The organism is Hansschlegelia sp. (genome assembly GCF_035538955.1).
Taxonomy (GTDB): Bacteria; Pseudomonadota; Alphaproteobacteria; order Rhizobiales; family Methylopilaceae; genus Methylopila.
This window is the reverse complement of record NZ_DATLJK010000017.1, coordinates 58,628-70,318: the sequence shown is the minus strand read 5'-3', so window position 1 is coordinate 70,318 and position 11,691 is coordinate 58,628. Positions and strand designations below refer to the sequence as shown.

General features: G+C 72.5%; 7 protein-coding genes. 4 read left to right on the top strand and 3 right to left on the bottom strand.

What is annotated here, in order from left to right; all coding sequences use genetic code 11:
* The first annotated feature begins 157 nt into the window (after positions 1–157).
* Positions 158–2,611: a ligase-associated DNA damage response DEXH box helicase gene (locus tag VM780_RS16350; protein ID WP_325449706.1), complete on the top strand. Its 2,454-nt coding sequence runs from the start codon at positions 158–160 to the stop codon at positions 2,609–2,611.
* Positions 2,612–2,667: 56 nt separating this feature from the next.
* Positions 2,668–3,384, top strand: a complete 717-nt coding sequence (gene pdeM, locus VM780_RS16345; RefSeq protein ID WP_325449262.1) for a ligase-associated DNA damage response endonuclease PdeM — start codon at positions 2,668–2,670, stop codon at positions 3,382–3,384.
* 21 nt (positions 3,385–3,405) lie between these two features.
* Here pdeM and VM780_RS16340 read toward each other — a convergent pair whose 3' ends face one another.
* The 3 genes from VM780_RS16340 to VM780_RS16330 all read right to left on the bottom strand — a co-directional run bounded on the left by VM780_RS16340 (position 3,406) and on the right by VM780_RS16330 (position 8,196).
* Positions 3,406–4,110 (bottom strand): hypothetical protein, encoded by a 705-nt coding sequence (locus VM780_RS16340; RefSeq protein ID WP_325449260.1) that lies wholly within the window; start codon positions 4,108–4,110, stop codon positions 3,406–3,408.
* 82 nt (positions 4,111–4,192) lie between these two features.
* On the bottom strand, positions 4,193–4,675 hold the full coding sequence (locus tag VM780_RS16335) for a DUF3429 domain-containing protein (RefSeq protein ID WP_325449258.1): 483 nt from the start codon (positions 4,673–4,675) through the stop codon (positions 4,193–4,195).
* A 113-nt stretch (positions 4,676–4,788) separates the two neighbouring features.
* Positions 4,789–8,196, bottom strand: a complete 3,408-nt coding sequence (locus VM780_RS16330; protein WP_325449256.1) for a hypothetical protein — start codon at positions 8,194–8,196, stop codon at positions 4,789–4,791.
* 225 nt (positions 8,197–8,421) lie between these two features.
* Between VM780_RS16330 and VM780_RS16325 the strand changes: the two genes are divergently transcribed.
* On the top strand, positions 8,422–10,248 hold the full coding sequence (locus tag VM780_RS16325; protein ID WP_325449254.1) for a glucan ABC transporter ATP-binding protein/ permease: 1,827 nt from the start codon (positions 8,422–8,424) through the stop codon (positions 10,246–10,248).
* Between the two features lie 88 nt (positions 10,249–10,336).
* Entirely contained in the window at positions 10,337–11,680 is a 1,344-nt protein-coding gene (locus VM780_RS16320) for a D-alanyl-D-alanine carboxypeptidase family protein (protein WP_325449253.1), read from the top strand.
* The last annotated feature ends 11 nt before the right edge of the window (positions 11,681–11,691 follow it).

The following is an 11,691-nucleotide window of genomic DNA, read 5'->3' as shown; positions in this document are numbered from 1 at the left end:
CACCCGACCCGTCGCTGCGCCGGGCCACCCTCCCCAGGCTGCGCTTGAGGAGGGATCAGGAACCTCGCCCCTCCCTTCCATCTCCTGCGCGCTTATCTTTCCCGCTGTGACCGCCCTCCCCCGCCCAGAGAACGCCGCAGTGCTGCCCGAGCGCTTCATGCGCTGGTTCGCGGGGCGAGGCTGGACGCCGCGCCCGCACCAGCTCGAGCTGCTGGCGCATGCTCGCGCCGGGCGGGATTCCCTGCTGATCGCGCCGACCGGGGCCGGCAAGACGCTCGCGGGCTTCCTGTCGACGCTGGTCGAGCTCGCGGCCGCGCCGCGCGGCGAGAGCGAGGGCATCCACACGCTCTACGTCTCGCCGCTCAAGGCGCTCGCGGTCGACGTCGCGCGCAATCTCGAGCGGCCGGTGAGCGAGATGGGGCTCGGCGTCCGGATCGAGGGCCGCACGGGCGACACGCCGGCCTCGCGCCGCCAACGCCAGAAGCGCCAGCCGCCGGACATTCTCCTCACCACCCCCGAGCAGGTCGCGCTGCTGATCGGCGACCCGGGGGCCGCAAAACTGTTCGAGACGGTGCGGCGGGTCGTGGTCGACGAACTGCACGCGCTCGCGCCCACCAAGCGCGGCGACCAGCTCGCGCTGGCCCTCGCCCGCGTGCGGGCGCTCGCGCCTTCGGCCACGATGGTCGGGCTGTCCGCGACCGTGCGCGATCCCGATGAGCTTCGCCGCTGGCTCGTCGACCCGCGCCGCGGGCAGGAGCTGGCCGATCTGGTCGAGGTCAGAGGAGGCGCCGCGCCGGTCATCGACGTCCACGAGACCGACGAGCGCCTGCCCTGGGCCGGGCACTCCGCGGCGCACGCCATGCCGGCGGTGTACGAGGCGATCCGGAAGCATCGCACCACGCTCGTCTTCTGCAACACCCGCGCCTTCGCCGAACTCGCCTTCCAGGAGCTGTGGCGGATCAACGACGACAATCTGCCGATCGCTCTGCATCACGGCTCGCTCGACGTCGGCCAGCGGCGCCGGGTCGAGGCCGCGATGGGCGAAGGCCGGCTGCGCGCGGTCGTCTGCACCTCGACGCTCGACCTCGGCATCGACTGGGGCGACGTCGACCTCGTGGTGCAGGTCGGCTCCCCGAAGGGCTCGTCGCGCCTGCTGCAGCGGACCGGCCGCGCCAACCACCGGCTCGACGAGCCCTCGAAGGCGCTGCTGGTGCCGGCGAACCGCTTCGAGGTGATCGAATGCGAGGCCGCGCGCGAGGCCGCGCTCGCCGGCGAGCAGGACGCCGAGGCCGCCAAGCCCGGCTCGCTCGACGTGCTGGCGCAGCACGTGCTCGGGGTCGCGTGCGGCGGGCCGTTCGACGAGGACGCGCTCTACCGCGAGGTGACGTCCGCCGCTCCTTACGCCGACCTCGACCGCAAGACCTTCGCCGAGGTGGTGCAGTTCGTGGCGACCGGCGGCTACGCGCTGCGCGGCTACGAGCGGTTCGCCAAGATCCGGCGCACCAAGGACGGGCTGTGGCGCGTCTCGAATCCGATGGTGGCGCAGAGCTGGCGGCTCAATGTCGGCACCATCGTCGAGGCCACCATGCTCAAGGTGCGCTTCGCCCGGTCGAAGGGGCCCGTCGGCCGCATGGCTGGCGGGCGCGTCATCGGGCAGGTCGAAGAATATTTCGTCGAGACGCTGACGCCGGGCGACACCTTCATGTTCGGCGGCGAGGTGCTGCGCTACGTGGCGCTGGTCGAAAACGAGGTGTTCGTCACCCGCGCCGTCTCGGAGACGCCGAAGGTCGCGGTCTACGCCGGCGGCAAGATGCCGCTCACCACCGGCATCGCGGCCCATGTGCGGTCGGCGCTCGCGGACCCGGCGCGGTGGGGCGCGCTGCCGACGCAGGTGCGCGAATGGCTCGGCTTCCAGCAGGAGCGCTCGCTGATCCCGCAGCCCGACCAGCTGCTGATCGAGACCTTCCCGCGGGGCGGACGGCATTTTCTCGTCGCCTACCCGTTCGAAGGCCGGCTCGCGCACCAAACGCTCGGCATGCTGCTCACCCGCCGGCTGGAGCGCGCCCGCGCGAAGCCGCTCGGCTTCGTGGCGACCGACTATGCGCTCGCGATCTGGGGCATGGGCGATCTCAGCGCGATGATCGACGCGGGCGCGCTGTCGCTCGACGCGCTGTTCGACCAGGACATGCTCGGCGACGACCTCGAGGCCTGGATGGCCGAGAGCGCGCTGATGAAGCGCACCTTCCGCAACTGCGCGATCATCGCCGGGCTGATCGAGCGGCGCTTCCCCGGCAAGGAGAAGACCAGCCGGCAGGTCACCATGTCGACCGACCTCGTCTACGACGTGCTGCGCCGGCACGAGCCCGACCATCTGCTGCTGCGCGCCGCCCGGGCCGACGCCGCGCGCGGGCTGATCGACCTCGAGCGCGTGGCGGAGTTCCTGGCGCGCGCGCGCCAGCACATCGTGCACCGCGCGCTCGACCGGATCTCGCCGCTCGCCGTGCCGATCCTGCTCGATGTCGGCCGCGAGCAGGTCTATGGCGAGGCGCAGGACGCCCTGCTGCGCGAAGCGGCCGAGACGCTGGTCGAGGAGGCGATGGGGCCGCGGTGAGTTTGGCGGTATCCCACGATGGACCGCGCCGAACAGTTCCTGCTACGTTCCGGCCGATGATTCTCTCCGCCCTCCTCCGCCGCGACGAAATCGAGCCGACGCTCTCCATCGCAGGAGCGACCCTCGTGGTCGACGTCTCGGGCGCGCTTTACGAGCCGGCCTCCGGCGCGCTGATCGTCGCGGACCTTCATCTCGAGAAGGGCTCGTCCTTCGCCCGCCGGGGCCAGTTCCTGCCGCCTTACGACACGGCTACGACGCTGGGCCGTCTGGCGGGCGCTCTGGAGACCTACCGGCCGCGCGCCGTGATCGCGCTCGGCGACAGCTTCCATGACCGCTGGGGCGCGTCCCGGCTCGGCGCCGGCGACCGCGAGACGCTGGCGGCGCTCCAGCTCGGCCGGGACTGGATCTGGATCGCCGGCAACCATGATCCGGAGGCGCCGAAGGGCTGCGGCGGCGAGGCGGTGGACGAAATGCGGCTCGGGCCGCTCACGCTGCGCCATGAACCGCAGGCCGGCGCAGCGCCGGGCGAACTCGCCGGTCACCTGCATCCGGTGGCGAAGGTGGCGGCGCGCGGGCGCGGCCTGCGTCGCCGGCGCTGCTTCGCGACCGACGGCGCGCGGGTCGTGCTGCCGGCTTTCGGCGCCTATGCGGGCGGGCTGAACGTACGCGACGCCGCCTTCGGGGGCCTGTTCGGCGCAGCCGAGATGACGGCGTGGGTGCTTGGCGAGACGGCGGTGTACGCAATCCCAGCGATCGGGCTAAGGCCCGACTGAGGCAGCGCCGTCAGGCGCGGCTCACCACGTGTAGCGCAGGCCGACCGTCTGGTACTGCGAACCGCCGCTGTTGCGGTTGAACACGCTGAGCTTGCCGCCCGAGCGGTGGTGGAACCGGAACACCACATCCCAGTGCGGATTGTCCGGCAGGCCGAAGGTGATCTCGGGCGAGAGGTAGTGAAGTATGTGCGAGGTGTGGCTCGCCTTGTCGCGCTCGATGCCGTCGATCTTCGAGGCCCAGTTGAGCCCCGTCGATACGGCGACAGTGGTGCGCAGATAGTCGTTCCACGGGAACGCCTTCCAGCGCCAGTACAGCGCCCCCCAGGCTTCCGCCGCGTGCAGGTCGCCGAATCGCTTGCCGACGCCGAGCTCGGTCTCGAACGCCCACAGGTCCCGATAGGTCAGAACCTCGCGCGAGAAGGAGCCGCTCACCAGCGTGGAGTCCTTAGTCTTCCAGTTCCACGGCGCGGTGTTGAACTTGGTGAAGATGTCCGACATCGGCGTGCTGATGTAGCGGCCGACATAGATCGTCGCCGAGCAGTTCATCTCGCAGGGACCGAAGGGCGAGTGGAACTGCAGCGCGCTTTCCGCAGCCGGGGCCTCCACCGCCGTCGCCGGGGCTTCGGGGGCCAGATCGGCGGCCCGAGCAGGACCGGCCGCCGCCATGCACAACCCCATCGCTACGGCTCCGAAACGGACCGCCTGCAACACCACGCTGTTTCTCACGAAATCTGCCGCCCCTGAAGACGTTTTCCCGCCCGCTCCGAGCGCACAGCTAGCACTGTCCGCCGCGTTTTCCAATCGGGCCTCAGCCGGCATGGGCTACCACCACGGCCGCCGCTGTGGTCGAGATCGTCGCAAGCGTGGCGAGCAGAATGCGCAGCCGCGGGTACCAGCGCGGCGCCGCGAAGCGGGTCGCCCGGGCGGCGTCGAGCGCGCCGTGCGCCGCAAGCCCGAAGGACAGCAGGCCAAGCCCCGCCGCGCCGCCGGCCATCAGCCCGAGCCAGCTCCAGAGCGGCGGCGCGACCGCGATGACGTAGAGCAGGTTGCGCGTCCCACGGGCGGGATGCCGCAGGGCGAGACCCCAATGCGCGCCGCCGAGGAAGGAGAGAATCACGGCACCATAGCCCGTGAGGGCGGCCGGAACGTCGACGCCTTCCGCGGCCCCCGGCTGCAGGGCGATGATCAGCGACAGCCCGATGAAAGGGACAAGCCCCGCCAGCCCGAGCGCCAGCGGAACCTCAGGGATCTCCCGATCCCCGCCGACCGGCTCTGATGCGATGAGCGTCATGAAGAGCCCTCAGCCCGGCGGCCAGAATAGCAGCAGGCGCGAGGCCGAACAGGCGCTGGCGCCCGACGCGCCACGGGCGTCGCCTTTCGGAGACAGTCGGCGCCGGAGAGGCGTCAGCGCTTGGCGGTCTTCGCCGCCATCTGGTCCCAGCCGCCGGCGGGTTCGGGCGGCGTGTTGGCGGCGGCGTCGACCGGCCGCGGCCGGAACGCGTCGACCGCCGCCTTCGCGGCCGGCAGCCCCGCGCCGAGCGCCTTGGCCACGTCGTCGCGCTTGCGCGCCGCGTCGTCGTCGCCCTGCGCGGCCGCGAGCGCGAACCATTTGTAGGCCTCCGCGAGGTCTCGCTTGCCGCCGAGGCCGCGGGCGCGCAGCACCGCCAGATTGTACTCGCTGTCCACCAGGCCGCGCTCGGCGGCCATGCGGAACCAGACGACGGCGGCGTTGTAGTCCGGCTTGCCGAGCCCGCCCTCGGCGTGGATCACGCCGAGATTGTGCATCGCCCGAACATTGCCCGAGGCGGCCGCCTGCTCGTACCAGCGGCGCGCCGTCTGGACATCGCGGGTGACGCCCGTGCCCTTCTCGTAAAGGCTTCCCAGCCGGTGCTGCGCCGGCGCCAGCCCTTGCGCGGCGGACTTCTCCAGCCAGCGCGCAGCGGCCGTCGGATCCGGCGCCACGCCGCGGCCTTCAAGCAGGCGGGACGCGAGCTCGAACTGCGCGGCGGCGTCGCCCGCGGCGGCCTTGCTGCCGAGCAGCGACTTGCCGAGCGCCGGCGGGAGATCGTCGGCGTTACGGGAAATCGAGCCGGTCACCGCCGGATCGGCGGTCTTCCAGGCCTCGGCGCCCTTCGGGGCGGCTGCGCCGCCGGCGGTTCCGAAGGCGTACTGGGTCAGATCCGCAGCCGGGGCGCGCGGCGCCGCGATCCGCGCCGGCTTGTCGGCCTCCGGCGCGGAAGCGGATTTGTCGGCGGCGATCTCGGGCGCGGGCGGGGTGAGCTCCGAGCGCTTCTCTGCGGGAGCCTCAGCGGGGGCCGGCTCAGCGGGCGCTGGCTCAGCGGCGTTCGGCTCAGCCGCGGCCGGCGAGCTCTCGTCGGCGGGCGCGGCGCTGGAAGGCTCCGAGAGCGATGTGGGCGCCGGCTCCGGCGCGAGCTCGGGCTCGCCGCCGGTCATGCCGCTCGCGACGTAAAGCGCGGCGAGCACGATCAGCGCCGCGCCGACGCCGATCAGGATCGGCCGCTTGCGGGCCTTGAGCGCCGCCAGGACGCCGGTCAGGCGGGAGGCGCGCGCCTCCTCGATCTCGGTCGCCTCAGCGACCTCGTCTTCGGCCGCCGACTGCACGGCGGCGCGGCGGGCGGCGGCGATGAAGGAGGCGGCCGTCTGGGCGGCGGAGGACTGCCCCGCGAATTCGCCGCGGCCGTGCGGCGCGCTGCCCGGCTCCAGCGGGTGGTCGGGCGCGAGATCGAGGTCGAGCTCGATCGGCCGGAACGGGGCGGCCTCGGGCTCGACGCGAGGGGCGGCGAGCTGCTTGCCGGGCGCTTCCGCCTCGAGCTCCGCCATTGCACGGCGCGCCGCTGCGCGAGCCGCCTCGGTGGCGCTTGCGTTGGGGGCCTCGGCGACCGCCCGGGGCCGCTCGGGCTCGGGCGCCGGCGGCGGGGTCCAGGCGGATGCGGCCGGCGCGAGCCCGCGCGGCTCGCGGTCCTCCATGCGCTCGAGCAGCCGCTCCAGCGTCAGCCGAACGGCGTCGAGAGTATCGGCGGTGCGGCGCTCGGCCTGCGAGGCCGCGCTCCGGAGCTCGGCGAGGGCCTGCGCGATCTCGCCGCCTGCAGCGCCGCCCGAAAGCGCCGAGCGGCTCGCGTCGGCCGCGGCGCGCGCGGCTTCCGCGCTGAGATTGGCGCAGCTCTGTTCGATGCGGGCGGCGACGCCCGTCATGGCCGCATTGAGGTCGTCCAGCCGGCCGTCATTGCGCTCGAGCCCGCAGACCAGCCGGCCGATCTGCTCCTCCAGCGCCTGAGAGGACTGCGCTTCGCCGGGGCGCGCGCCGAGCAGCTGCTCGGCGATCGAGCGCACCGCCTCCTCGACCCGATCGAACGAGGCGCCGCGGGCCCGCGTCGCCGCGGCCATGTCGTCGATCCGCTCGCCGAGGCCGTCCACCTTGCTGACGAGCTCGCCGATGGCTTCGGGCTCCGTTCCGGAGGGCCGCGCCGCGAGATTCGCCGCGAGCGTGTCGATCTTGCGGCCGATCCCGTCGAGCGCCTCCGGCCGGGCGACGGCGGCGATCTTCTCGATCTTGTCGTCGATGATCTCGAGCTTGCCCGAGATGTCCTGGAAGGCGGGGCCGCTCGGCGCCGCCGGCGGGCGCGCCTTCAGACCCTCGGTCAGGGCCTCGATCTGGCGGCCGAGATCGCTCATCGCATCCGCCCGCGGGCGGGTCTCGAGCTCGGCGCGGAACGCCTCGTTCATGCGTTCGAGCTCGTCGGCGCGGGCGCGCGACGTTTCGGCGATGGCGTCGATCTTGCCGTCGAGCGCCTCGACCTGGCCGGTCAGGCCTTCGACGGCCTCGCGCGCCGGAATGGCGGCGCTCTCGTGCCGGTCGAGCCGGGCGACGATCGACTGGATTTCGGCCAAGAGCTCCTCGACGGCGGAGGCGCGCGGAAAATGGTCGAGTTCGCCGCGGACCTCCTCGATGCGCTGCGCCAGCGCCTCGACGGCCTCGGCGCTGCGGGGGCCGATCGCGTCGAGCCGGGCGGAGATCGCCTTCAGCTCGGCGGCGAGTTCGTTGATGATCTGCGGGCTCGCGGCCTCGCCGCGCATCTGCTCGACCTGGGTCACCAGCGCGTCGATCGCCTTCAGCGCGCCGGAGTCGAGCCCAGAGGGCCTAGCCTCGCCAAGGAGTCGCGACAGCGTGACCATCTCGCCGGTGAGCCCGTCAAGATCGGAGCGCCGCGGCAGCTCTTCGATCGTGCGGCTGAGCCGCTCGATCTCGGAGCGCATGCCGGCGATGACGTCCGGATCGATCGACGGACGCGCGGCGGCCGGCGACCTGGGCTCCTCCCGTAGAACGGCGCGCGGCGGCGAGGCGTCGGCCTCGTCGTCGAGGGTTTTTTGGCGCGCGGCGATCTCGGCCAGCGCGGCCCGCAGCGACGCGATCGGCGGCGCCTCGCGGCGCGCCGGCGCGGCGGGCGCCGGAGCGGGCTTCGGGCTTTCGGTCAGCGTGCGGGCGAAATCGGTCAGGCGCGCCTCGATCTCGGGAGCGACGTCCGGCGCGCGGCGTTCTGCGGGCGCGGGCTCGGCGCTGTCGACGCGCTTTGCGGTCTCCGCCCAGCGCGCCAGGCCTTCCAGCGCCTTGGTCAGGCGGTCGTCGGTCTCGGGGGCGCGTTGCGCGAGCATCCCGACCAGCCGTTCGAGCTCCTCGGGGGCCGGCTCCCCCGCCTGCCTCGCGCGGGCGAGACGTTCGGAGAGCGCCGTGAGCGGGCGAGCCTCCTCGTCCGGCCTCACATGCTCCTGCTGGCGGCCTCTCGGGTCGCTCACGCTCATATGATCCACCCCGAGAGCCCCCCGCGGCAGCGGGAGCCTTGCGAAACTGTTAGCGACGCGGCGCGCCGATCCGCCTCCGGCCACTTTTGACCGCCATGGTAAACAACCCGTTAACCACCCATGGACGGCGACGGCCGCGGGCGCGTCCCTGCGGCGTCTGGCGCAGCGGCGCGCGGTCGGGCAGATAGGCCGCCCGTCCAAGCCTGCGCGAGCCTCCAGATGTCGGCGCCGACCTCCTCCGAGCCTGCGCGGACGCGCAGCGTCCTGACGATCTACCGCCGCACATGGGGGCTGCTCGGCGGCGAGCGCCGGCTCGCCGGCTGGCTCGCGGCCGGCAATGTCGCGCTCGCGGTCGCGGCCTTCGCCGAGCCGGTGCTGTTCGGCCGCATCATCGACCGGCTGACGAAAGGCGGCGAGGGCATCCCGGAGCTCGCGGCGCTCTGGGCGGCGCTCGCGCTCGCCGCCATCGGCGGACGGGTGCTGGTCGGACTGCACGCCGACCGGCTGTCGCATCGCCGGCGGCTCGCCGTGATGACCGAGGTGTTCGGCCACGCGCTGTCGCTGCCGCTCAGCTTCCACCGCCGGACCCATTCGGGGCGGATCGTGAAGGCGCTGATCACGGGCGCGAACGCGCTCGCGGACGTCTGGCTGTCCTTCTTCCGCTCCGGCTGCGCCACGCTGGTGGGGCTCGTGGCGCTGCTGCCCGCAAGCCTCGCGCTCAACCCATGGCTCGGCATGATCCTGATCGCGCTCGCCGTGATCTTCGGCGTCGCGATCACGCTGCTGCTGCGGATGACCCAGAACCGGCAGGAGAACGTCGAGAGCTACCATTCGGACCTCGCCCAGCGCGCCGCCGACGCGATCGGCTCGGTCGCCGTGGTGCAGAGCTTCGCGCGGGTGAACGCCGAGATGGCGGGGCTGAACGGCGTGATGCGCCGGCTGCTCGACGTGCAGATGCCGGTGCTGTCCTGGTGGGCCTATGCGGCGGCCGCGACGCCCGCCGCCGGCACGATGACGGTGCTCGGCGTCGTGCTCGCCGGCGCTGCGCTGAACGCGCAGGGGCTCGCCTCCGTCGGCGACATCGTGACCTTCGCGGCCCTTGCGACGCTGGTGATCGGACGGCTCGGCGACGCCGTGTCGCTGATCAACATGTTGCTGCTGAACGCGCCGCGCATCGGCGAGATGCTGGATCTGGTGGACGTGCGGCCGGAGGTGGCGGACCGGCCGGGCGCCCGCGATCCGGGCCGGCTCGCGGGCCATGTCGCTTTCGACGGCGTCTGCTTCGCCTATGAGCCGGGCCGCCCGACGCTCGTGGACGTCACTTTCGACGCGCGTCCGGGCGAAATGGTGGCGCTGGTCGGCGCGACCGGCTCCGGCAAGTCCACGACTCTCGCTTTGCTCCACCGCGCCTTCGACCCGCAAGCGGGACGCGTGACGATTGACGGCCTCGACATCCGCGACATGACGCTCGACGGCCTGCGCCGGAACGTGGGCGTGGTGTTTCAGGAGCCGATGCTGTTCGCCCGCTCGATCGCCGACAATCTCCGGGTCGGCAAGCCCGACGCGACCGACGCCGAGCTCGAGGCCGCCTGCGCCAAGGCCCAGGTGCTGGACGTGATCCGCCGGCTCCCGGAAGGCTTCGAGACGCTCCTCGGCGAACGTGGGGCGTCGCTTTCCGGCGGCGAACGCCAGCGGCTCGCGATCGCCCGCGCGCTGCTGAAGGATCCGCCCGTGCTGGTGCTCGACGAAGCCACCAGCGCGCTCGACGCCGCCACCGAGACGCGCGTCCAGGCCGCGCTCGACGAGGCCCGCCGCGGGCGCGCGACCCTCGTCATCGCGCACCGGCTCGCGACGGTGCGCAGCGCCGATCTCGTACTTGTGTTCGACCATGGGCGGATCGTCGAGCGCGGCTCGTTCGCCCAGCTGGTCGCCGCGGACGGGGCGTTCGCACGGCTTGTCGCCGCCCAGGAGCTGACGGCGCCGAAGCCGGCCGTCCTCAAGGTCGGGGAACCGGCCGCGATTGGCAATCCAGCCTCCAGCGGCTAAGCATGACGCTGCCGAGAGACTGACCCAGAGCGGTCGGCGCAGCCCGCGAGCCCCGCCCGCCCCAGCACGCATGTTTCGAGTTCCGCCGATGACGATGCAGATCCGCCGCCTCGCGGCGCCCCTTCTCGCTCTCATGCTCGGCTGGACCGGCGCTGCGGCCGCCAATCCGATGATCGTGGTCGACGTCCGGACCGGCGGCGTGCTCGAGGCCAACGAGGCGACGACGCCCTGGTATCCGGCCTCGCTGACCAAGCTGATGACGACCCTCGTCGTGCTCAACGCGATGAAGGCCGGCCGCCTCACGCCGCAGACGCCGCTGGTCTACAGCGCCCGCGCGCAAGCCGAGCCGCCGAGCAAGATGGGTTTCCAGGTCGGCCAGACCGTGACGGTCGACGACGCGCTCAAGATGCTCATGGTGCAGTCGGCGAACGACATCGCGGTCGCGCTGGCCGAGGGCGTGTCGGGCAGCGTCGAAGCCTTCGTGGCCGAGATGAACCGCACGGCCCAGCAGATCGGGATGACGAAAACGGTCTTCGTCAATCCGAACGGCCTGCCGGTGAGGCCCGGCCCGGACCTGCAGCACAGCACCGCCCGCGATCTTGCGGTGCTCGCGGTGACGCTGGTCCGGCAGCATCCGGAGCATGCGTGGCTGTTCAACATCGACGCCATCCGGATCGGCAACCGGATCCTGCGCAACCACAACGGCCTGATTGGCCGCTACCCGGAAGCCGACGGCATGAAGACCGGCTACACCTGCTCGGCCGGTTACAACCTGGTGGCGACCGCCACGCGCGGCGACCGCAAGCTCGTGACCGTCATTCTCGGCTCGCCCAATCCTCTGCTGCGCTCCGAAAAGGCGATCGACGCGTTCGAGCGCGGCTTCCAGGCGACCTCCGCGCGGGTGACGCTCACGGCGCTTCCGGACGTCACCGCCGCCTTCACGACCGATCTCAGGGAGCAGATGTGCGGCAAGGCCTTCGCCAAGGAACGCATGGCGCGGCGGAAGGAGGCCGACGACCACCCGTGGCGGGACCGGCTGATGACCAAGCCGGCGGTGTCGCCGATCCTGGTGGCGGCGGCCCCGGCGCCGGGGCAGACCCAGGTCGCCGGCGAGCCGAGCGGCGTGGACGAGGATTCGCCTTCGGCGTTCGCGCCGACGCCCGGAACCACGCCGGCGATCGCCGGACAGACGGTGAAGCCCGGCTCCGCCAAGGTGCATTCGCTCGCCGCGCCGAAGCCCAAGGCCAAGCCGGCCTCCAAGAAGGCGGCCTCGAAGTCCAAGAAGACGCTGCCGACCGCCCTGAAAAGGGAAAAGGTCAAGATCGACCTCAAGCCGGCGCTGAACGGCGGCTCCAACGGCAACGGCGCTGAGCCGGTGCCGGGCTCGATCTATCGCAAGGCCGCGCCGGCCGACGGCAAGTCGGCCTTCTGAGGCCGACCGCG

Coding starts and splice junctions, on each gene's coding strand:
- VM780_RS16350 (WP_325449706.1), top strand. CDS start 158: ATGCGCTGGTTCGCGGGGCGAGGCTGGACGCCGCGCCCGCACCAGCTC.
- pdeM (WP_325449262.1), top strand. CDS start 2,668: ATGATTCTCTCCGCCCTCCTCCGCCGCGACGAAATCGAGCCGACGCTC.
- VM780_RS16335 (WP_325449258.1), bottom strand. CDS start 4,675: ATGACGCTCATCGCATCAGAGCCGGTCGGCGGGGATCGGGAGATCCCT.
- VM780_RS16325 (WP_325449254.1), top strand. CDS start 8,422: ATGTCGGCGCCGACCTCCTCCGAGCCTGCGCGGACGCGCAGCGTCCTG.
- VM780_RS16320 (WP_325449253.1), top strand. CDS start 10,337: ATGACGATGCAGATCCGCCGCCTCGCGGCGCCCCTTCTCGCTCTCATG.